General features: G+C 65.9%; 20 protein-coding genes. 11 read left to right on the top strand and 9 right to left on the bottom strand.

From position 1 onward, the window contains the following. Positions 1-16 precede the first annotated feature (16 nt). From KOR34_RS15660 to KOR34_RS15700, 8 genes are all read left to right on the top strand, one after another. Positions 17-1,057: a type II secretion system F family protein gene (locus tag KOR34_RS15660; protein ID WP_146565571.1), complete on the top strand. Its 1,041-nt coding sequence runs from the start codon at positions 17-19 to the stop codon at positions 1,055-1,057. Beyond that, the gene (locus KOR34_RS15665; protein WP_146565573.1) at positions 1,057-2,337 is read left to right on the top strand and encodes a type II secretion system F family protein; all 1,281 of its coding nucleotides are present in this window, start codon (positions 1,057-1,059) and stop codon (positions 2,335-2,337) included. Before KOR34_RS15660 ends, KOR34_RS15665 begins: the two co-directional genes overlap by 1 nt. A 13-nt stretch (positions 2,338-2,350) precedes the next feature. Next, a complete protein-coding gene (locus KOR34_RS15670; protein WP_146565575.1) occupies positions 2,351-2,782 on the top strand; it encodes a hypothetical protein in 432 nt (143 codons plus the stop codon). Next, positions 2,779-3,264, top strand: coding sequence for a PulJ/GspJ family protein (locus KOR34_RS15675; protein WP_197531443.1), 486 nt, complete (start codon positions 2,779-2,781; stop codon positions 3,262-3,264). Before KOR34_RS15670 ends, KOR34_RS15675 begins: the two co-directional genes overlap by 4 nt. Continuing rightward, the gene (locus KOR34_RS15680) at positions 3,261-3,701 is read left to right on the top strand and encodes a hypothetical protein (RefSeq protein WP_146565579.1); all 441 of its coding nucleotides are present in this window, start codon (positions 3,261-3,263) and stop codon (positions 3,699-3,701) included. Before KOR34_RS15675 ends, KOR34_RS15680 begins: the two co-directional genes overlap by 4 nt. Continuing rightward, positions 3,698-4,723, top strand: a complete 1,026-nt coding sequence (locus tag KOR34_RS15685; RefSeq protein WP_146566044.1) for a DUF1559 family PulG-like putative transporter — start codon at positions 3,698-3,700, stop codon at positions 4,721-4,723. Before KOR34_RS15680 ends, KOR34_RS15685 begins: the two co-directional genes overlap by 4 nt. Before the next feature lie 111 nt (positions 4,724-4,834). Beyond that, positions 4,835-7,543, top strand: a complete 2,709-nt coding sequence (locus KOR34_RS15695) for an alpha/beta hydrolase-fold protein (protein WP_197531444.1) — start codon at positions 4,835-4,837, stop codon at positions 7,541-7,543. Positions 7,544-7,864: 321 nt separating this feature from the next. Beyond that, positions 7,865-8,284 carry a hypothetical protein gene (locus KOR34_RS15700; RefSeq protein WP_146565583.1) on the top strand — a complete coding sequence of 140 codons (420 nt, stop codon included), beginning with the start codon at positions 7,865-7,867 and terminating at the stop codon, positions 8,282-8,284. 794 nt (positions 8,285-9,078) lie between these two features. Here KOR34_RS15700 and KOR34_RS15705 read toward each other — a convergent pair. Then, positions 9,079-9,762, bottom strand: coding sequence for a hypothetical protein (locus KOR34_RS15705; protein ID WP_146565585.1), 684 nt, complete (start codon positions 9,760-9,762; stop codon positions 9,079-9,081). Positions 9,763-10,654: 892 nt separating this feature from the next. On the opposite strand from KOR34_RS15705, the gene KOR34_RS15710 reads away from it, so the two are divergent. After that, on the top strand, positions 10,655-11,170 hold the full coding sequence (locus tag KOR34_RS15710; RefSeq protein WP_146565587.1) for a hypothetical protein: 516 nt from the start codon (positions 10,655-10,657) through the stop codon (positions 11,168-11,170). A gap of 117 nt (positions 11,171-11,287) precedes the next feature. Here KOR34_RS15710 and KOR34_RS15715 read toward each other — a convergent pair whose 3' ends face one another. Continuing rightward, positions 11,288-11,659, bottom strand: coding sequence for a VOC family protein (locus KOR34_RS15715; RefSeq protein WP_146565589.1), 372 nt, complete (start codon positions 11,657-11,659; stop codon positions 11,288-11,290). A gap of 157 nt (positions 11,660-11,816) precedes the next feature. Here KOR34_RS15715 and KOR34_RS15720 point away from each other — a divergent pair, with 157 nt between their 5' ends. Both KOR34_RS15720 and KOR34_RS15725 read left to right on the top strand, forming a co-directional pair. Then, on the top strand, positions 11,817-12,662 hold the full coding sequence (locus KOR34_RS15720; RefSeq protein WP_146565591.1) for an ion transporter: 846 nt from the start codon (positions 11,817-11,819) through the stop codon (positions 12,660-12,662). A 146-nt stretch (positions 12,663-12,808) separates the two neighbouring features. Beyond that, the gene (locus tag KOR34_RS15725) at positions 12,809-13,714 is read left to right on the top strand and encodes a hypothetical protein (protein WP_146565593.1); all 906 of its coding nucleotides are present in this window, start codon (positions 12,809-12,811) and stop codon (positions 13,712-13,714) included. A 179-nt stretch (positions 13,715-13,893) separates the two neighbouring features. On the opposite strand, the gene KOR34_RS15730 is transcribed toward KOR34_RS15725, so the two are convergent. The 7 genes from KOR34_RS15730 to KOR34_RS15760 all read right to left on the bottom strand — a co-directional run bounded on the left by KOR34_RS15730 (position 13,894) and on the right by KOR34_RS15760 (position 20,422). Then, positions 13,894-14,643 carry a hypothetical protein gene (locus KOR34_RS15730; protein ID WP_146565595.1) on the bottom strand — a complete coding sequence of 250 codons (750 nt, stop codon included), beginning with the start codon at positions 14,641-14,643 and terminating at the stop codon, positions 13,894-13,896. A 48-nt stretch (positions 14,644-14,691) separates the two neighbouring features. Beyond that, complete coding sequence (locus KOR34_RS15735) at positions 14,692-15,261, bottom strand: hypothetical protein (RefSeq protein WP_146565597.1); 570 nt, start codon at positions 15,259-15,261, stop codon at positions 14,692-14,694. Positions 15,262-15,365: 104 nt separating this feature from the next. Next, a complete protein-coding gene (cysN, locus tag KOR34_RS15740) occupies positions 15,366-17,303 on the bottom strand; it encodes a sulfate adenylyltransferase subunit CysN (protein ID WP_146565599.1) in 1,938 nt (645 codons plus the stop codon). 262 nt (positions 17,304-17,565) lie between these two features. Beyond that, positions 17,566-18,477, bottom strand: coding sequence for a sulfate adenylyltransferase subunit CysD (gene cysD, locus KOR34_RS15745; RefSeq protein WP_146565601.1), 912 nt, complete (start codon positions 18,475-18,477; stop codon positions 17,566-17,568). Between the two features lie 103 nt (positions 18,478-18,580). Then, the gene (locus KOR34_RS15750) at positions 18,581-18,952 is read right to left on the bottom strand and encodes a hypothetical protein (protein WP_146565603.1); all 372 of its coding nucleotides are present in this window, start codon (positions 18,950-18,952) and stop codon (positions 18,581-18,583) included. Positions 18,953-18,989: 37 nt separating this feature from the next. After that, on the bottom strand, positions 18,990-19,352 hold the full coding sequence (locus KOR34_RS15755; protein ID WP_146565605.1) for a hypothetical protein: 363 nt from the start codon (positions 19,350-19,352) through the stop codon (positions 18,990-18,992). A 26-nt stretch (positions 19,353-19,378) separates the two neighbouring features. Next, a complete protein-coding gene (locus KOR34_RS15760; protein ID WP_146565607.1) occupies positions 19,379-20,422 on the bottom strand; it encodes a DUF1559 domain-containing protein in 1,044 nt (347 codons plus the stop codon). Between the last annotated feature and the right edge of the window lie 99 nt (positions 20,423-20,521).

A 20,521-nucleotide genomic window follows, 5' to 3' on the forward strand; every position in this document is an offset into this window, starting at 1 on the left:
CGTGGACGCAGGCCCAATGCCCGACAGCCTCAACAACCCGATCTCCTCCGGCTGGTCCGACGACCCCGCCGCGCGGATGGCGCTGTGGATGGACCAGCGGCTGCCGCTGCCGCAGATGCTGCGGGCGCTGGCCGAGGACCACGGCGGCCGCGCCGCGCCCGGCCTGCGGGCGATGGCCGACCGGGCCGAGGCGGGCGACGACTTGGCCGAGGCGTTCCGCGCAACCAGCGGTCAGCTGCCCCGTGAGCTGCGGCGTCAGCTCGCGGTGGCGGCCGAGTCCGGCAACCTCCGGACCGCCATCCCGGCCGCGGCCGGCGCGCGCGTCACCGGCCGCGGGCTGGCGACCGAAGGGCTCGCGATCCTGGGGTACCCGGCGGCGGTGGCGGCAGCGGTCGCGTTGATCCTGCTGCTGTTCTCGCTGTTCCTGATCCCTCAGTTCGAATCCATCTTCTCCGACTTCGGCCTCGACCTGCCGGCCCTGACCGAGGTGGTGATCGCCGGATCACGGGTGCTGCCCGTCGCATTGGCCGTGACGGCCTGCTTGCTGGTCGCGGCCGCGGTGCTGTGGCGGGTCCCGGTTGTGGATCGGTGGCTCCACTGGCTGGCCACGGCCGTGCCGCTGTTCGGCCGGCTGTGGAGCTGCTTCGGACACCAGTCGTTCTCGCAGCTGCTGGCCGCGTACACGGCGGCCGGCATGCAGGGCGCCGACGCGCTGCGGGCGGCTGCCGCGGGGCTCTCCGACCAGAACCTGGCGCACGCGGCCCGCACGGTCGCAGCCCGCTGCGAGGCGGGCGCCGGCATGGGCGAGGCGATGGCCCACAGCCGGCACTTCGAGCGCTCGCTGTCGTCCCTGGTTCAGTGGGGCGAGCAGCACGGCGACCTGCCGGCCGCGCTTGCCGAGGCCGCCGCCGGCTACCAATCGCAGATGCAGAACCTGCTGACGCTGGTCCGTCGGGTAACGCCGCCGGCCCTGTTTACTGTCGTCGCCGGGACGGTCCTGGTGATGGTGGTTTCGCTGTTCCTCCCCCTCGTTAGCCTCATCCAGAACCTTGCCTGATGAGCTCACCCGTTGAACTCGCACTGATGCTGCTGCTGATCGTCGGCGCGCCGCTGCTGGGCGTGCTGATCCGGGCGGCGCTGCGCCTGGTCTACGGCGCCCGGGGACCGGCCGACGGGGATGACCTGCACGCCGGCCTGACGATCCTGGCGTGGGCGCTCATCGTGCTCGGCGCGGTGATGATCTCGTTCGCGAGCCTGATGTTCGGCGTGGTGATCACCGCCATCTTCTGCGGCGCGTTGCTGGAGTACGTGCTCGCCCGCCGCCGGCTGCAGCGTCAGACCGCCTGGGCAATGCTGAACCAGGCGACCCGACGCGGGCACAGCGTGGCGGAGCTGGTGTCGCTGCAGAAGAGCCGCTTCAGCGGCGTTGTCCGGAACGACCTCGAAGGCTTCGCCTGGCAGGTCGCCAACGGCGAGTCGCTGCCGATGTCTGTGGCGATCTGGCGAAGGGCGTTCCCGCGCGAGGCGCAGGGCTACGCCGCCATCGGCAAGCAGGACGGGACGCTGCCGGTCGAGCCGGACGACGCTTCGCAGCGGCCGATGGACTCGACGCCGGGCGGGACCGACACCCTCGCGTACCTGGCGTGGGTTGGGGTCACCGGCGTGCTGCTGGTGACCGCCATGATGATCTGGATCGTCCCTGCTTTCCGGCAGATCTTTCTTGACTTCTCCATGGACCTCCCGCGCGTCACCCAGACTTTCCTGGATGTGACCGCCGTCTTCAAAGGCAGCGGCCTGGCGGCGTTGTTCGTCATCGTGCTGTCGCTGGGCGCGCTCGCGGCGCTCGTGCTCTTCTTCTGCTACCTTGCGGACGTCCCCGTGCTGCAGGGGCTTACCGATCGGCTGATGTTCGCCCGCCATCGCGGGCAGCTGCTGCGGCTGCTGGCGATCGCCGCCGAGCGCGGCCAGCCGTTCGCCAAGACCCTGCAGAACCTCGCGATGGGGCACCCCCAGTTCCCCGTGGGCTGCGCGCAGCGGCCGCTGCAGAAGTCGATGCGGGCGGCGGCCAGCGGCGTGGACTGGAAAGACGCGCTGGCCCGGGTCGGCCTGCTGAAATGGCACGAGCTGCCCCTGCTGGCCGCGGCCGAGAAGTCGAACAACCTCCCGTGGGCGCTGAGGGCGCTCTCCGAGCGGATCGTCAACCGGTCGCACGCGCGATGGGAGGCGGTGCGCGGCGTCGCCACGGTTGGGGCGACCATCGTGGTCGGCCTGCTTGTGATGTGGTTCTGCGTCGCGATGTTCGCGCCGCTGGTGAAGCTGATCTCTAACCTCGCCTAGCCGCTGAGACCCGATGCGTATCCCGAATCACAACCCGCGACGGCCTGGCGTCACCATCTTCGAGTGCGTTGGCGCGTTGGCGTTGCTGGCGGTCCTGCTCGGGCTGGTGGCCCAGATGACCGTGCAGGTCGACCGCCAGGCTCACGCCCGTTGGCACAGCCGACTGGCGAGCGCCACGCTCAGTAACCTGATGGAGCAGGCCGCCGCCACGCCGTGGGCCGAGCTCGAGAGCGGACCGCTGAGCCAGCAATTAGCAGAGCAGGCGAGTGCGACGCCGCTGCCGGGGGCCGAGCTGGCCGTCGAAGTCACATCGCCGGATTCCGATCTGGCCGAGAAGAAAGTCACGCTGACGCTCTCATGGCGGTCAGGCGCGTCTCAAGAAGGCCGCCGGCTCAGCCTCACCAGCTTTGTGTACGCGGAGCCGGAGGAGGAGGACAGCCCATGACGCAACGCACAACCGCCCGCCGGGGCGTCAGCCTGATCGAGGTGCTGGTGGCCATCACCATCGGATCGGTGGTCATGGCCGCCGTGGCGACCGGAACCGCCACCCTGCTGCGGGTCAACCAGCGCGTGCAGTCGCGGGCGAACGCCGGCCCGCAGGTCGAGCAGCTCGCGCGTCGGCTCCGCGCCGACCTCCGCGACGCGGATCAGGCCACGTGGGACGCCGACTCCGGCCGGATTGAGCTGACGCTCGCCGACGGCGCAGCGATCTCGTACACCAACGAGGGCGACCGGTGCCTGCGTGAGCAGGACGGCCGCGTGGAGCCCTACCGGCTGCCCGCCGCCGAGCTGCACTGCGAGGTCGACTCCGCCGCCGCGCCCGACTACTTCGAGGTGACCGTGCAGATCGACCCCGCACGCCGCCTGCCGGTCGGCGCCTGCCTGGGCGGCGCCCACCGCCTGCTGCTGGAAGGAGGGTCGCCATGACGCCCCGCCCGAACGCCAACCGCCGCGGCGGATTCTCGACGATCGCGGTGCTCGCGTTGTTCGCGCTGGCCGGCGCGTTGTTCCTCGTCTGGACGCGCGACGCGCTGCAGCAGCAGCGGCAGGTGCGATTGAACCACGAGCACGCCCAGGCCGAGCAGCTGGCCGCCGCCGCGTTGTCACGCGCGACGGCTCAGCTCGCGGCCGACGCGGAATACGACGGCGAGGTCTGGCGGCTGACGGCCGACGACCTCGCCCAAACCTACGACGCCGAAGCGGCGATCTCGGTCGACGACGACGACGATCAGCCAACCACCATCACCGCCGTGGTCACGCTGCCCCCAGGCGACGCGCCGCGGGTCAGCGTCACGCGGTCGACAGTCCTCCACGACACCACCCCTACTAGCGACCCCGACCCCAGTCCGGGAGACTCCCCATGACCAGAAACAACCGCATCGGTTTTACCCTCGTCGAGCTGCTGGTGGTGATCGCCATCATCGGCATCCTGATCGCGCTGCTCCTGCCGGCGGTGCAGGCCGCCCGCGAGGCGGCCCGCCGCTCGGAGTGCACCAACAACCTGCGGCAGACGCTGATGGCGGTGCACGGCTACGAGTCCGCCCACGAGGTCTACCCCATGGGCGTGTCGAACCCCACCGGGCCGGTGCTCAACCTGCCGCAGGGCGACCACAAGGGCTGGGTCGGGCGGGTGCTGCCCTACCTGGGCGAGCAGGTCCGCTACCGCAACATCGACTGGGAAGTCGGCGCCTACCACGCCAAGAACAATCCCGTGCGGCAGAGCATCATCGGCATCCTGCTGTGCCCCTCCTGGCCGGGCGACGAGGCCCCCGGCTCCAGCTACGCCGGCGTCCACAACGACGTCGAGACCCCCATCGACGGCGACAACAACGGCATGCTCTTCCTCAACAGCAAGCTCGGCATGAACGACGTCGAGGACGGCGCCAGCTACACCCTGCTGCTCGGCGAGAAGGAGTTCTCCAACGTGCACTCGCTCGGCTGGATCTCCGGCACGCCGTCCACGCTGCGGAACCTCGGGACCAAACTCAACGACGAAACCAACTCCACCTGGCGCGGCGCCAACCGCAGCGAGCTGATGGAGCTCCCCCCCTGGTACGAAGAGTCGAACTCCTTCAGCGCGCAGGGCCGGGGAGAGTTCGGCGGCGAGTTTGGCTTTGGCGGCGACTTCGGAGCTGAGCCCGACGAAGCGGAAGCAGAGACCGACGAGGACGAACAGCCGTCCAACAAGGACCCGCTGTTCGCGGTCGGAGGCAACCCCAAGGCGCCGCGGGAGGTGGGTGGGTTCTCCAGCCCCCACCCCGGCATCGTGACCTTCGCCCTGGTCGACGGGTCCGTGCAGATGTTCAGCAACGACACCGACCTCAAGGTCATGCAGGCGCTCGCCAACCGCAAGGACGGCGTCATGCTTGACAGCACCGATTTCTAGGGAATTCGCTGGTGTGGCGACATCCTGGCGGCGCGCAGGTAGACTATTAGCTGAGCCTACCGCCCCCAGCCCCGCCGCTCCCTCCGGCCGGACCACGGCCGAATTCCCGCTATGGACGATACAGCCCGCCATCGGGTTCCCCCGGCAGCACGGCCCAGGTCTTGCCGCCCCCAACCTGGCCAGCCACGGTGGTTCGGCCTCTGGGTCGCCGCCGCGGCGCTGCTCTGGGCATCGCCGGCGCCGGCGCAGCAGGACGGCGCCACCGCCAGCAACAGCGCCCCAGCGAGCGAGAGCGCCACGGCCGCCAACACGGCCACCGCGCCCCCCAGCCCTGACGACGCGGCCAAGCCCGCGCCCGCTGCGGCAGCGCCCGAACAACCGGGCACGGCGCCCAATCCCGAGCCGATCGTCCTCCGCGAGTACACGGTCCTCCCGAAGGTGGGCGACTACCGGCGGACCATCATTTCACGCGACCCGATCGACGCGCTGATCGTCAGCGGCGAGTGGAGGATTCCCCAGCCCGGCGACAAGGTGACCGCGGCCGACGGCAAAGAAGCCGCCTGGCGATCAGTCGAGACCGCCGTCGACGGCGTGCTCGCGACCAAGGAGACCCGCGGCGGCTACGCCGTGGCCACCGTCACGCTCGACCAGGACCGGGTGATGGTCCTGGAGGCCCAGAAGCACGCCGCGGTCCGCGTGAACGGCGGCTGGCTCGCCGGCGACCCCTACGGCCACGGCTGGCTGCGGCTTCCGGTGCAGCTCGAGGCGGGCGACAACGAGCTGCTGTTCCACATGGCGCAGCCCGGCTTCCAGGCCCGCCTGGTCGCCCCACCGGCCGACGCTTACTTCATCCCAGAGAACGCCACCCTGCCCGATTTTGTGCGTGGCCAATCAGAAGAACGCTGGGCGGCCGTGCCGGTCGTCAACGCCACGGGCCAGACGCTCGCCGGCGCCGAGCTGCTACTCTCGCTCGATGGCGGCGAAGAGATCGCCGCCCCGCTCCCCAGCATCCCGCCGCTCTCGGCCTACAAGGCGCCGATCCGCCTGCCGGCGCCGGCCGCCGACAACCAGGCCGGGCACACGCTGCGGCTCTCGCTCAAGCTCCCCGGCGCCGACGACCAGTCGCCCGCGCCCGAGGCGACCCTGCGGATCCTCTCCACCGCGCCGGACGAGGCCCACGTGCGGACCTTCGTCAGCAAGATCGACGGCGGCGTGCAGCCCTACACGCTGCTGCCGGCCGCCGACTCGACCGACCAAGAAGAACCGCCGGGCGTGATCCTCGCGCTGCACAGCGAGGGCGTCGACCACCGCAAGTTCGCCGACAACTACCTCGCCAAGCCGTGGGCCCACATCGTCGCGCCCAGCAACCGGGGCGAGTACGGCTTCGACTGGGAGGACTGGGGCGCGACCGACGCCATGGAGGCCCTGGCCGACGCGCAGGCCCGCCTGCCGCACGACCCGCGGCGGGTGTACTGCACGGGGCACTCGATGGGCGGCCACGGCGCGTGGCGGCTGGGCGTGGTCCACCCCGACCGCTTCGCCGCGGTCGGCGCCAGCGCGGGCTGGCTCAGCCTGTGGAGCTACGGCGGCGGCATGCCCGTCTATGAGGACCCGACGCCGGTCGAGGCGATGCTGCTCCGCGCCGCCTCGTCCAGCGACACCCTCAGCCAGCTCAACAACCTCGGCGGCCTGGGCGTGTACGTGCTGCACGGCGACCGCGACAGCCACGTCGGCGTGTCGCAGAGCCGGTTCATGCGGACGCGGCTGGGCGAGTTCCACCCGGACTTCGCCTACTTCGAGCGGAAGGGCGCGGGCAACTGGTGGGGCGCCGCCTGCTGCGACTGGCCGGCGATGATGGAGTTCTTCCGCGGCCGGTCGCTGCCCGAAGCGGGCCAGACGCGGCGCGTCGACTTCGCCACGCCCGACCTCGGCCTCGCCGCCAACTGCCACTGGGCCCGCATCGAAACCCAGGACGCGCAGGGCGAGCCTTCGGAGGTCTCGATCCGGCTGCTCAAGGAGTCCCGCGCGTTTATCGGCGCGACCGAGAACGTGCGTCGGCTGTCGCTCGACCCGTCCGGCCTGGACGGCGACCGGCCGGTCCGCGTCAAGCTGGACGGCGGCCGCGCGTTCTCGGCCAGGCCGTCCGCCGGCGGCCGCATCTGGCTCTCCCGCGACGACGACACCGGCCGGTGGTCGCAGATCGCCAACCCGCCGGTCGGCGGCAAGAGCCCCACGCGTCACGGCGGGTTCAAGTCGGCGTTCGACAACAACGCCATCCTGATCTACTCGACCGGCGGCTCCGACGAGGAGAACGCGTGGTCGCTCGCCAAGGCGAGGTACGACGCGCAGTCGTTCTGGTGCCGCGGCAACGGCGCGCTGCAGGTGGTGGCCGACAAGGACTTCGACGCCGCCCGCCAGCCGAACCGCAACGTGGTGCTGTACGGCAACGCCGACACCAACCTGGCCTGGCCGGCGCTGCTGTCGACGTCGCCGGTGCGGGTCCGCGGCGGCAAGATCGTGCTCGGCGGCAAGGGCCAGGACCGCGCCGAGGACGACGCCGGCCTCGCCGCGTTGTTCGTCCGCCCCCGCCCCCGCAGCAACACCGCCACGGTCGGCGTGGTCGCCGGCGCCGACCTGGCCGGCATGCGACTGACCGACCGCATCCGCTACTTCCATTCCGGCGTGGGCCTGCCCGACATCACGATCCTGGGCCCCGAGTCCCCCGCCGAGGGCGACTACGGCGTGCGCGCAGTTGGCTACTTCGGCCACGACTGGAGCGTCGACTCCGGCGACATCGCCTGGCGCGACACGGCGCTGTAGCGGGCGGCGGACCTTCGGTCTGTTGCGTCTTTCAAAGGCTTAGCCTTCCGGACTCTCCGCGAGGACGCGTGGGACAACGCCTACGTGAAGCTGGCCCAGATCGTGTGGCGGGCGTTGGTGGGGGATTGAAGGCTGAGGCAGTAGGAGTCCTGAATGCACAGGGGGTGCTCAGTTGCTAGACTGCGCAGGACGATGAAGCCTATGCAGCCCTTCGATGTCCGCCTTCACCCAGCTGGTACGTTAGTGAACCCGCAAGCAGCGATAGGGCCTGGTACACTGCACTAGCCGGGATTGACCACTTAATTGGGAAGGGGCGGTTCGTTGTCTTTCGTTCATCACTACTGCTATACCATAGCGGCCAAGCCGATTCTCCTGAACTGCACTGAAGTCGACAGGGGCTTTGCCGAGTTGCTAGTAAGTGATCCGTACGTCTACCGTAATCGTGAGTTCATTGGAAAATCGCTCATTACCGATGGAGACCACGAACAGTTCATCAAGCTATTGTTCTTGGCTGACATGCGAACCGAGTACGAGTCACATTTCTTCGGCGGCACGGCTCCAATCGCCGTTGAGTTCTTCGACAAGTGGTGGACTTTGACGAAGTCTGATGAACCGCAAGACGTGAAATCTGTGGTTATGCGACTACGAACAGTCGATTTTGAAGAGGTCGTCGGCTCCTTCTCGGATGCGATGTCTGAACATTTACATCGTCTCCGTAGCGACGATGCCCGCCCTAGCTAAGGCCATCACATTGGTCCCGGCAGCCTGGGGCTAGAACGCGCCGGCGTGAAACACCGACGCTGACTTTGGAAAAGGTCGTACAGCACGTTCAAGTTTGACCCGCTCCGGTTAGTCCCCCGCTGCAAAGGCTGGACATGAACTCAATCCGCATAGATGGCTGGTCTAATCCAACCTCCGAGGCGATGTACTCTGAGGGGTTCCCTGAGTCGCCAGAAGTAAGAGCCCAATGGGAACAGGGTGACCAGTGCGGTGGATGCTCGTTTTTCGCAGCGTTCAACGCTGACTGGGGTTTGTGTTGCAACGCCGACTCAAAGCATCATCTAGAGACGCTGCTAGAACACTTCTCATGTGCAGAATTCGTCCGCGAGTGCTGGGGGCCGCACAGCTTCACCAGCAATACTGAGTTTCATTGCCGATGCGGTGGCGAACCTGACGCTAACGAAACTCCACCGGAATGAAACGCCGGATGCCACTGCCAGCTCGCCTGGCAATGTGAAGTGGGTGCCTAGTTCGCACTGCCGGACAAGCCGGACAGTGGCGCACCTCCATCGTCGCTAGCGATCGGAGTCCTTATCACCGGATTCTAAGCAGGAGTGATTGTCCCGGGCGCCGCAGAGACATGGCAACCGGCGTCGAACCAATAGGGTCCTTGGACGCACTCGGCTTGCTCAGTAGGTAGACTGCCCAGCCCGATGAAGGCGACGCAGCCTACGCTGCGTTGCGACCCAAGCACCATTCAGAGCGAGGAAGCAGGGCGACGTTGGATGACTTCTCACGGATGATGTGGCAGGATGTCAGCGGTTGTCCAAGTAGGGCAAGAGATTCAGTGTGTACTCGATTGATCCCGTCCGATTGCTTGTGATTTGGTACAGAGTCTCGCCAATGGTCGATTTTGAGAATCTATCAGTGCAATTGAGGTAGTGAGGACACGCCGTCATCGGATCATTGCCTATTACCGCACTATCGGAATCAAACACTCTTGCTTCCCAACACTCACCTATCCGTGGACCGAGACAACGATTCGCGCGAACCCACAGCCTGCGATCTTTGGTGGCGCAGGCCAGTTTGTCGATCGTGATTTCTTCCGCAAAGCCACTCTCGCGCACTGCATTTGCGGCGTCAGTTATTGCGGCGGTATCGGACCCTACTGCACTAGCGGCTTTGAGAAGTGCCTTCGTTAATTCATTGAGGATGGACTCCTGCTGTATTTCAACAGGGCGGAGCATGTAGTCTCCAACATCGAAATCTTCGATGTAACACCACGTTACGCCGAGCAATGTGTTAAGCGGCTCTTCTTGCTTGGGCCGCGGCCCAAAAATGACACTAAACTTTGTCGAACCATCGAGTACGTATCCGCGACCAAGGTGGTGACGAAGCAACTCACGAACGTGATGCCCCGTAGGATGGAAAGCCCAACTCCGCTGATTCGTGTACGTGAGCGGACTTTCGCGGATTTCAATCTCGATCAATCGTGCCATTTACAAGAGACTCCTCACAAGCCACAGCCGGGCGCCACTGCCAGCTCGCCTGGCAGTGTGAAGTGGGCGCCTGGTTCGCACTGCCGGACAAGCCGGACAGTGGCACGCCCGTATTGTCGCTAGCGATCGGAATTTCCCTCACCGAATTCTACACCGGCGTGAAACGCCGGCGCAGCTCATCGGCCAACTGGAACGCGCACCCTGCCGATCACCCCGTAGCCCCCTGCTCTGCGGGGGAATTTGTCTGGCGCCAGGTTGGTCTGGCGCTGTCCGACTCCGCGATAACTCGTTGCTGATCCCCCGGCAAAGCCGGGGGCTACTAGTCGGGATGCTGGCGACGACGCATCGAGGCGTCGGGCGCCCTGCCGTCGTGCGTGCCTGCCTGCCGCCGCGTGCGGGGCCGAGATTCCCTACGAACGCGGCCGTATTGTTCGCCACTTTGTTGTAGAAAACGGCCACCCAGAGCGGTCCAATAGATGAACCCTTTCCTTCACGCGCGAACAAGGCGGCGTTGTAGTAGCGCCGACCGCCGCGGTGTGCTGCGCGGTTGGTTCTTGAGCGGAAAAGTCTTGCCAGCAGCCAGGGAGGTTTTGTCCATTTTGGTCCCTCGTGAGGACCCCAAATCGGACAAAACCCCCGCGTCCCAATCCCAGCCGAACGGAGGAAACACTGCAATACAAGGGTGAAGCGATCGCTGCGGAGGAAATAGGCGCGGGGTTTTGTCCCCTCCGCTCGTGTTTTTGGACAAAACCAGGCAGGCCCAAGAACGGGGGCAATGTCAGGTGTAGAGAACCGCTAGAATCAGCGAAGCGGGTCAATCCGTGAAGGGCTCACTGGGATGCCGAGTCCGAGGTAGGTTGGCGCCTGTCCCCAAACGGCATGAGGTTTGGACATGACCACCCCCAGCATGCAGCTCTTCTCCTGCGTTGTCATCTCGATAGCCCTTTGCCCGACGACGGGTTTGGCGGAACGCAACGCCGACCAACTCCAGGGCCTGTGGTTCGGTGATGGCAGGCATCCGTTCAGCGGGTACGTGCTGCTGGTCCGGGACCATGAGTTTGTCGTTATGTCGCCGCTGGGAGAATTTAGGTCGCGTTTCGAGCAGGCCCGGGCTGTCGACGGCGTCACGCCGATCGACATCGAGCGGTACGATGGAAAACGCCAACTTGGCATTTACAAACTCGACGGCGCCAAGCTGTACCTGGAACTCGCTAGACCGGGTCGACCGCGTCCGACAGTTGCAAGCGTCACACTCGAAGACGGAACGCAGCGCTGGGGCGCCACGTTCGATCGTCGGCCAACACAAGACGGGCTATCAGTTCTACACAAGAACCTAGCCGGTGACTTCAGCAGAGAAAGGCCGGGGCAGGTCAAGGCGTCGATCAAGAGTGTGCCTGTTGTGCGCTGACGGAGCGCACTGCGCGGAGGCGTGCAGCGCAGGCGCGAAACGCTCGCGGGGCAACGCCAGCCGCGCAGCTATGCGGAACTCCAAGCGTCCGTTGCAGCTGCAAGCCTTTTGGCGGCGCTACTTCCGCGAGTGCAGGCCGAACATGTTGCCCTCGGTGTCGGTGGCGATCGCGATGAAGCCGTACTCGCCGATGTCGAACTTCGGCTTGAACAACTTGCCGCCGGCCGCCTCGACGCGGCCGGCCTCGACGCCGCAGTCCTCGCAGCTGAAGTAGATGAGCACCCCGCCGCCGCCCGAGGGGACGCCCTCCATCTTGACCAGCGCGCCGGGCGAGCCCGGCAGGTCGGGCGTCATCGGGAAGGTGAGCATCTGGATCTCCGGCGCCGGCAGCGGCTCCAGCTTGCAGCCCAGCACCGCCTCGTAGAACGCCTGGGCGCGGGGCATGTCCTGCACGTAGATCTCGAACCATCCGACCGGGTTGCGATTCATCGTTCTGCTCCGTGTGAGGGAAAGAGTAGCGACGCCGCGAGTCTAACCCCGCGGCGCGGCGCCCGTCCATCGTTTGCCCGTTTCTTCGCGCCGGCGTCGGCCGCGGCGGCCCAGACCGGCGTGGCCGCGTCGCCGTGGATCGGCTAACTTACCCATCATGACCGAGCCCAAGGACACCGCCGAACGCCGGCTGCTGCCGCCCGGCCCCGCCGAGTGGCAGCGGCGCTGGTACGAGGTGATCTTCGAGTCGGACACGCCGGCCGGCAAGGCGTTCGACGTGGCGCTGTTGGTCGCGATCGTGGTCAGCATCCTGGTGGTGATGCTCGAGAGCGTCGAGCCGCTGGCCGCCAAGTACGGGCGGGCGTTCGACATCATCGAGTGGGTGATCACGCTGCTGTTCACGCTCGAGTTCCTCGCGCGGATGGCGTGCGTGGCGCAGCCGACGCGGTACGTGTTCAGCTTCTTCGGGGTGGTGGACCTGGTGTCGCTGCTGCCGACCTACCTCAGCCTGTTTGTGGTGGGCGCCGACTCGCTGCTGGTGATCCGCACGCTGCGGCTGCTGCGGGTGTTCCGGGTGCTGAAGCTGGCGCGGCACGTCAGCGAGTCGCGGACGCTGCTCGCCGCGCTGCGGCAGACCTGGCCGAAGATCACGGTGTTCCTGCTGGTGATCTTCTGCGCGATACTGATCTCGGGCACGGTGATGTACCTGATCGAACGCGACCAGGACAGCGGCTTCGAGAACATCCCGATCAGCGTGTACTGGGCGATCGTCACGATGACCACCGTCGGCTACGGCGACATCGCCCCCCGCACCGACGCCGGGCGGTTTGTGGCGGCGCTGATTATGCTGTTCGGGTACGCGGTGATCATCGTGCCCACCGGCATCTTCAGCGCGGAGGTGCTGACCAGCAACCGCGGCCGCCGCAAGGCGTGCGGCGCCTGCGGCGCGGACGAGCTGTCACCCCACGCCAACTTCTGCGAGCACTGCGGCGAGCGGGTGTAGCGGCTGAGCGGAAGACTCTGACACCCGTGCGAGACCGCCCCACGCCGGCCGGTTTAGGCGCAACAACTTTGACAGCGGTGAGGCGCACAGCCTAACATGAGAGCTACGACTTAGCGCAACCCAGACCTGCCTCCGAGGCGAACTACATGACGTCACTTCTGAGGGGTCCGGTCCTCCTCCTACTAACTCTGCTCAGTTTGGCTTTCGACAGCCACGCACGCGAGTTCCAGAACCTGGACTTCGAAGGCACGACGTTTGATTTTGAATTGCTCCGCGACACCCATCCGTACCACATCGAAGCCACCCACGACATCAACACGATGATCCCGGGGTGGTCGCTTCGATCAGAGAATGAGGACGGCTCCGTCTTTAGCGTGTTTGACCCTGATGTTCACTACTACAACTTCGTCGTGGGCGATCTTGGCGAAGGATGGCAGACCCTGCTGGCAAGCACCAATCCGAATCGGTCGCCCGGTTGGGCCGACTCAGACCGCTACCAGGGTGAACACTTCCTTTACCTTCAGAACGGAAGCCGGTCCGAGCCTAGCAACGTTGGCGTAGAAACTTTCTTCCTGAAGAACGTCGCGTTTCAGACGGGCGTCATCCCCGCCGACGCAAAGACGGTGCTTATCCAGTCCGACAGCGTCGACTTCGCCTACGAACAGGTGGAGGTGACGCCAGAGATCCCCGACGGAATACTCACCATCACCGTGCCAAGGTTTCAAGTGCTGTTCAACGGCTTCGCAGCCGACGTCCGTCAAGTGAGCCTGGCCAACTACCCCGACGTTTATGACCCGCAACCAGGCACCCCCGCCCCATCGCAGCAGGCCCAATACTGGGCGGCGAACATCGAATCCATAGCCGGACTCGAACGAGAACTAGCGGTCCAGCCGTCCCAGTTTGTACGCTACCTCGACTCCGACTTTATCTCGTTCGACAACATCCTGTTCTCGACGACGCCCACGGCCGGGCGGCCGGTTCGGGCACCAGAGCCATTGGCGGCGTTCCTGGCCGTAGCAGTCCTGCCCGCAACCGCTTCAAGGCGGCGCTGACCATGCAATTGGGCTATGCATTTATTGCAGCCCCCACCGCTATCTTCAGCGCGGAGGCGCTTACCAGCAATCGCGGCCGCCGCAAGGCGTGCGGATGGAACCGTGCCGCTTGATCCGCGGCGCCCGTAAACGCGTTCGGGACACCACGTGCGTTGGGCTGTTCGACCAACGCCGGACCGCTACCTGGCACTCAGGCCCACCGGTTCAAGCGGACCAAAGGACTCCTCCCACCAGCCGGCAACGATTGCTACCCCCTGGGGCCGACCATCCTGCAGAGTCACGTAGAACTTTCCGCCGTCACGATCCCACACCGCAAGCCGACGACCCACCGCCCACTCAGGGAACCCTCGTTCCCCCGCCCGCCGACTGAGTGCGGGCGGGCCGAGTTCGCGGGCGAGCTGGTCTACCGCCGATTCGAAGTTGCTCTCCAGCACTCTTTCATAGTCCGTCGACACCTTTAGCGATCCCTTAATGATGGACGGCGTCGGTCGCTTCCTAGCCAGCGCGGCGCGCGCGGTTTCCAGCGAATCGTCTGGCAGTTCAAAGGCGATCCTTCGTAGCTGCCCAAGGAGTTGCTCGAGTTCACGGTGTACGATCCGCGTGTTCGACACTAACAGGGCGCCGTTGGCTGGGAAGGGCCGCACCTCTCCCTCGCCGCCGTTGTCAGCCCATGTTCCACTGCCAACGGTTGAAGTTACCAGGCCGATTAGCTCGTCGAACGCCGCGGCGTCAAGCGTCGACTCCGCTTGGGCGTCGATCGGCGTCACCAGATCACGAACGTAGTATGTCTTCACCAAGATAGTGGCGTCGTCTACATCCTGGTCCTTCTGGCTCCCGCCCCAGCGGTAGCCGGACAGGTAGCCGGCAACGCAGCTCATCAACAGCAGAAGGGAGAATAAGCTGAAGCGGAAGAGTCGGGCTCTGAGCAATCGGTTCCTACTCAATGAAGCTCCCGTTCGTCGAACTGGCGGGCGACGCTAGAGGAGGGCGCCGTCCCAGCCCGGCAATGCCTGCAAGAACTCTCGACCGCACCCTCGCACCTCGGCGTGCCGATCCGTGATGCACCCAGCGGAGACCACGGGCGTGGTGATTATCGCTGCCACGATGGTCGGTACGAACAGCACGACGCTCGCAATCGCCAGCAGACCACTCTCTAGCACGGCGGCCGCCACGAGCCCAGCTACAGCGCTAACGCCTAGAACTGTGCAAACAACTTGCCACCACCGTCGGCGGCTGCGGTGTTCGGGACACAGGCCAACAAGAACGGTCGCCTTCCTTCGAACCGCCATAGCGACGACCAGGTAGATCAGAATGTTCAAGAGCAGCAGGAGGTAGATCATCGGCGAATGCCACGCGAGGTCGCGACGCAGCTTGTACCCAAGAGCCGGCTCATTGCACTTCACGCAGCGATCAGGGAACTGAGCGCCGAACGGGACGATAAGGTGCTTAGAATCGACCGCCAGCCGGCGATCATCGGACTCCACGGCCGAGGCAGGTTGCCGCTCCTCAGCCTGCGGCGACGCGTACGGATTCGTTGGGTCAATCATGCGGCCGTCATCGCGGTTGGCGGGTCAACGCACAGACTCTAACCCGGGACCGCTACGGCGCCAACCCGCATCACGTCAATCACCCGTGCGTGGAGGCTGAGCGCCTACCCTAGCAGCCCGCGGCCTTCCAGCAGCTCGACAACCTTCGCCGCGCACTCCTCAATGGACGATTCGTGCAACGGCAGCACCACGTCGGGGTTTTGGGGGGCCTCGTACTCGGCGGTGACGCCGGGGAAGTCGGCGATCTCGCCGGCGTCGGCCTTGGCGTACACGCCCTGCTCGTCCTGCTCGCGGCACCACTCGACCGGGGCTGAGCAGTGGGCCACCAGGAACCGGCCCTCGCCGATCGACTCGGCCGCCTTCTGACGGACCGCCTCGTGCGGGGCGACGAACGCCGCGATGGTGATCAGGCCGGCATTGTTGAGCGTCTTGGCGACCTCGCTAGCGCGGCGGAGGTTTTCGCTGCGGTCCTCGGCGGTGAAGCCCAGGTCGCGGCTCAGGCCGCGGCGCATGTTCTGCCCGTCGATCACCGCAACCGCCCTGCCCTGGTCGAACAGCAGCCGCTCCACCGCGTTGGCGATGGGCGTCTTGCCGCTGGCCGGCAGGCCGGTCAGCAGCACGGTCACCGCCCGCTGGCCGTAGCGGGCCGCCCGCTCGTCGGGCGTGACGGCGCTGATGCGGGCCTGGAGGCCCTCGGCGGCCTCCTTGTCCCACGAGTCGCTGGGCTCGTCGGCCTTGCGGTCGAGGATCATGCCGGCGCCCACGGTGACGTTGGTCACCTGGTCGATGATGATGAACGCGCCGGTGCCCTTGTTCCGCTTGTAGCTGTCCAGCGCGATGGGCGCGTTGAGCTGCAGCTCGGCGCGGCCGATCTCGTTGAGCGCCAGGGTGGGCGTGGGGCTGCGGTGCAGCGTATTGACGTCGATCTTGTAGCGGAGCGTGCTGATGCGGCCCGGCGTGACCTTGGCGCCGTGCTTGATGAAGTATTCCTTGCCGGGCGTCATGGCGGATTCGTCCATCCAGACCAGCGTGGCGTCGAACTTGTCGGCCACGGTCGGCACGTTCTCCGGCCGCACGATCATGTCGCCGCGGCTGATGTCCACCTCGTCCTCGGTGGTGAGCGTGATGGCCAGCGGCGCGAACGCCTCCTGGAGTTCGCCGTCGTAGGTGACGATCGACTTGACGCGGGTCCGCTTCTTGGAGGGCAGCGCGATGATCTCATCGCCCTTCTTCACGCGGCCCGACGCGATGGTGCCGCAGAAGCCGCGGAAGTCGAGATTCGGGCGGTTCACGTACTGCACTGGCAGCCGGAAGTCGATCAGGTTCCGGTCCGACGCGATGTGCACGTTCTCCAGGTGGTGCATGAGGGTCGAGCCCTCGTACCACGGCGTGTTGGCGCTGCGTTCGATCAGGTTGTCACCCTTGAGCGCGCTGATCGGGATGAAGTGCTGGTCCGGCATGTCCAGGCGGGTGGCAAACTCGCGGTAGTCGCGTTTAATCTCCTCGAACCGCTCCTCCGACCAGCCGACCAGGTCCATCTTGTTCACCGCGATCAGCACGTGCTTGATGCCGAGGAGCGACACGATGAACGAGTGCCGCTTGGTCTGCGTCATCACGCCGTGGTCGGGCCGCGCGTCGACCAGGATGATCGCCAGGTCGCACGTGCTGGCGCCGGTGGCCATGTTGCGGGTGTACTGCTCGTGGCCCGGGCAGTCAGCGATGATGAACTTGCGTTTGGCGGTGGAGAAGTACCGGTACGCCACGTCGATCGTGATGCCCTGCTCCCGCTCGGCCTTAAGCCCGTCGGTCAGCAGCGCGGGGTCGAACTCACCGCCGGTGGTGCCGTGGGTGGCGCTGGCCTGCTCGATCGCGGCGAGCTGGTCCTCGTAGATCATCTTCGACTCGTAGAGCAGCTTGCCGATGAGCGTGCTCTTGCCGTCGTCCACGGAGCCGCAGGTCAGGAACCGGAGGAGCTCCTTGTTCTCGTGCTGCTCGAGGTACGCGTCGATGTCGGTGGCGATCAGGTCTGACTGATGACTCATGGGGTTCACCACAGAGGGCACAGAGCACACGGAGGGGAAGGGGACGCGGTGGAGGGGTGATCCGCGAGAATCACTTCCAAGCCGCGTTCATTCGCTTCGCCTCACGACAACCGTCTCTGTGGCCTCTGTGTTCTCTGTGGTTAATCCGAACTTAGACAGTGGGGTGCATGGAATGCACCAATGTTTTTGCACGCCTGACTGGCCGACACGGTGAAGCACTCTGTTCATGTGCTTGTGAGACGGTGCACGGCTTCCGCCTGAATCAGAAGTACCCTTCTTTTTTCTTCTCTTCCATCGAGCCCGCCTGATCGTGGTCGATGACGCGGCCCTGGCGTTCGCTGGTGGTGGTGAGCAGCATCTCCTGGATGATCTCCGGCAGCGTGGTCGCGGTGCTCTCGACAGCGCCCGTCAGCGGGTAGCAGCCGAGCGTGCGGAAGCGGACCATCTTCTCTTCAACCACATCGCCCTCTTCGATCGGCATGCGGTCGTCGTTGACGAATATCAGGGTGCCGTCCTTGTTGACCACCGGCCGCTTCTTAGCGAAGTAGAGCTCCGGGATTGGGATCTGCTCCAGGTGGATGTACTGCCACACATCCAGCTCGGTCCAATTGGACAGCGGGAACACCCGGATGCTCTCGCCCTTCTTCACGCGGCCGTTGTACAGGTTCCACAGCTCCGGGCGTTGGTTCTTGGGGTCCCAGGCGTGGTTCTTGTCGCGGAAGCTGTAGACGCGCTCCTTAGCGCGCGACTTCTCCTCGTCGCGGCGGGCGCCGCCGAACGCGGCGTCGAACTTGTGCTTGTCGAGCGCCTGCTTCAGGGCGACCGTCTTCATGATGCGGGTGTGCACGTCCGAACCGTGGGTGAACGGGCCGACGCCGTCCTTCACGCCTTGCTCGTTGATGTGGACGATCAGATCCCAGCCCAACTGGTTGCGGACGTAGTTGTCCCGGTACTCGATCATCTCCTTGAACTTCCACGTCGTGTCGACGTGCATCAGCGGGAACGGCGGCTTGCCGGGCGCAAACGCCTTCTCCGCTAGGCGGACCATGCAGGCGGAGTCCTTGCCCACCGAGTACAGCATCACCGGGTTGTCGAACTCGGCGGCCACCTCGCGGATGATGTGGATGCTCTCGGCTTCGAGCTGCTTGAGGTGCGTGAGGTTGTAGGACGACATGCGGGCCGGCGGATTGAGAGACGTGAACGGGGGTAAGCGGCGCCTGCGAGCGGTCAGCCGCGATCGTCAAACCCTCTATCATGGTTGGGTTTGCGGCGGGCGTCTAGCCGGATCCGGCTTGATCGGCGGCCTGATTTTGCCGCACGATGAGCCAGATCGAGCCCACCAGGCCCAGCCCGACTCCCAGCATCTGCAGCACCATCCCCACTACGACCGCCGGCCCCCGGGCCTGGTTCAGTTCTTCCTGCAGCTCGCTGTACCGCTGCTCCACCGCCACCCGCCGCGGGTCGTCCCGCGGGATGTCCTGCCGGCCGACCAGGTCCATCAGCTCATCGTAGACCTGCTGGTACTCGGCCACCTTCTCCGGCGTCCAGACCGCATTGGGGTTGGGGGTCTGCTGCAGGATGATCGACCCCACAATCACCGCAAGTCCGGAGGCGATGCAGGCGATAGGGGCCAGGTAGGAGCGTCGCATAACGGGGCGGCGAAGAGGGATTCGGGGGGCGGAGCGGTTAGCCGGCCGAGTCCGACGCCCGCAGCAGCCAGGCGCCCGCGGCCGCCAGCGAAACACCGCCGACGGCGATGATCTTACCCCAAACGCCGCGGGCCTGCCGGGCGGTGGCGAGCTGCTGCTGCTTGGCCTGGAAGTTGGCGCGGGTCTCGTCCAGGCTCAATCCGCCCTCGGACGCGCCGTGGATCGAGGCCTCGTGGGCAGCCGCGTACGCCTGCTGGTACTCCTCGGCCTGCTGCTCGGACCAGAATGCCGAGTCAGGGACGATGCTCTTCCAGAATAGGCCCACCACTACCGCCGCGATGCCGATCGCTAGCATTGTGTAGGGCAGGAGGGGCCGGCGGCGGGGCGCGGTATCAGGCATAAGAGGGGGAATGGCCCGCTGGGGCGCTAGTCGCGGACGACGATCACGGCGCCGTCCGCCACCGAGATCATGTAGTGCATTGCGAGTTCGTCGATGTTGTTCGGCAGGAACTCGACATGGCCGTCCAGGAACGCCGCGTTCACGCCGCCCGGATGCTGGCTCCGCGGCGCAGCCGAGATGTACCCGTAGAATTGGTCGTTGCAGGGCATCCCCTCGAGCTGCGCGAGCCCAGGTTCGGGGCACTCGTACAGCACGTCGGGCTGCGGTCCGTTGGGGTACTGGGTCAGCCCGAGCGAGTTGGTGTTGGGGGTGTAGTCAACCGACAGGCTGGTGGCCTGCTTGGTATTGGGATTGCCGTAATACTGCGGGTGCAGGTCCATCGCCAGCAGCGATGCTCCCGCCCAGCCCAGCATCCACGCCCCGCGTTGGTCGGCCGGGTCGTCGCGGGTGCGGATCTCGGCCTGCATCAGCGTGGCGCTCGTGCCGTCGAGCACCTTGCGGAGCCGCATGCCGTAGACGGCGATCGGCCCGGAGCGGAAATAGCTGTCAGCGTGGAAGGGGTTGGAGTAGGCCGCATAATTGGCCTTGCCAAAGGCGGCGCCATGTCGCGCGCCGCCGAAGCCGGACGGGGTTTCGAACAGGCGCCCCTGCCCGGCGTCGCTGGGACAGAGCAGGCCGGGCGGCTGCGCGGCGAGTGTGTCTGCGTCGGATAGCGCCACGTGCCGGTTGAGGTTCAGCTTGTCGTGAAGCGGGCCCTCTTCAAGGTACGGCAGCAGGTCGCACAACCAACTGTGGTTGGACCCCGATTTGAGATCTACCCGCCAGTCGCTGTACGAGTAATAGACCGCCTCCTCGGGCGCGGCGTAGTGCCCCGCGCTGGGGAGTATCTTGTTCGAGTCCTCGTAGTTGAGGGTCGAGAGCGCGAGCTGCTTCAGGTTGTTAACGCACTGCACCCGCCGCGCCGACTCGCGGGCGGCCTGCACCGCTGGCAGCAGCAGCGAGATCAGCACTCCGATGATGGCGATCACCACCAGCAGTTCGACTAGGGTGAAGGCGGTGCGGTGTCGCATCGACGGCAGGACGAGTCGGGGGCGGTGACTGGGTTAAGTGCTGCTGGGTACGCACAGACCATGGCCCCCTCGTCGGAGGGGGAATTGGCCGGTCTCGGC

Source organism: Posidoniimonas corsicana (assembly GCF_007859765.1).
In the GTDB taxonomy this organism is placed as follows: Bacteria; Planctomycetota; Planctomycetia; order Pirellulales; family Lacipirellulaceae; genus Posidoniimonas; species Posidoniimonas corsicana.

Bases quoted from the DNA above. Each gene is read 5' to 3' on its own strand.
- KOR34_RS15660 (WP_146565571.1), top strand. From the start codon at position 17: ATGCCCGACAGCCTCAACAACCCGATCTCCTCCGGCTGGTCCGACGAC.
- KOR34_RS15665 (WP_146565573.1), top strand. From the start codon at position 1,057: ATGAGCTCACCCGTTGAACTCGCACTGATGCTGCTGCTGATCGTCGGC.
- KOR34_RS15670 (WP_146565575.1), top strand. From the start codon at position 2,351: ATGCGTATCCCGAATCACAACCCGCGACGGCCTGGCGTCACCATCTTC.
- KOR34_RS15675 (WP_197531443.1), top strand. From the start codon at position 2,779: ATGACGCAACGCACAACCGCCCGCCGGGGCGTCAGCCTGATCGAGGTG.
- KOR34_RS15680 (WP_146565579.1), top strand. From the start codon at position 3,261: ATGACGCCCCGCCCGAACGCCAACCGCCGCGGCGGATTCTCGACGATC.
- KOR34_RS15685 (WP_146566044.1), top strand. From the start codon at position 3,698: ATGACCAGAAACAACCGCATCGGTTTTACCCTCGTCGAGCTGCTGGTG.
- KOR34_RS15695 (WP_197531444.1), top strand. From the start codon at position 4,835: ATGGACGATACAGCCCGCCATCGGGTTCCCCCGGCAGCACGGCCCAGG.
- KOR34_RS15705 (WP_146565585.1), bottom strand. From the start codon at position 9,762: ATGGCACGATTGATCGAGATTGAAATCCGCGAAAGTCCGCTCACGTAC.
- KOR34_RS15710 (WP_146565587.1), top strand. From the start codon at position 10,655: ATGACCACCCCCAGCATGCAGCTCTTCTCCTGCGTTGTCATCTCGATA.
- KOR34_RS15715 (WP_146565589.1), bottom strand. From the start codon at position 11,659: ATGAATCGCAACCCGGTCGGATGGTTCGAGATCTACGTGCAGGACATG.
- KOR34_RS15720 (WP_146565591.1), top strand. From the start codon at position 11,817: ATGACCGAGCCCAAGGACACCGCCGAACGCCGGCTGCTGCCGCCCGGC.
- KOR34_RS15725 (WP_146565593.1), top strand. From the start codon at position 12,809: ATGACGTCACTTCTGAGGGGTCCGGTCCTCCTCCTACTAACTCTGCTC.
- KOR34_RS15735 (WP_146565597.1), bottom strand. From the start codon at position 15,261: ATGATTGACCCAACGAATCCGTACGCGTCGCCGCAGGCTGAGGAGCGG.
- cysN (WP_146565599.1), bottom strand. From the start codon at position 17,303: ATGAGTCATCAGTCAGACCTGATCGCCACCGACATCGACGCGTACCTC.
- cysD (WP_146565601.1), bottom strand. From the start codon at position 18,477: ATGTCGTCCTACAACCTCACGCACCTCAAGCAGCTCGAAGCCGAGAGC.
- KOR34_RS15750 (WP_146565603.1), bottom strand. From the start codon at position 18,952: ATGCGACGCTCCTACCTGGCCCCTATCGCCTGCATCGCCTCCGGACTT.
- KOR34_RS15755 (WP_146565605.1), bottom strand. From the start codon at position 19,352: ATGCCTGATACCGCGCCCCGCCGCCGGCCCCTCCTGCCCTACACAATG.
- KOR34_RS15760 (WP_146565607.1), bottom strand. From the start codon at position 20,422: ATGCGACACCGCACCGCCTTCACCCTAGTCGAACTGCTGGTGGTGATC.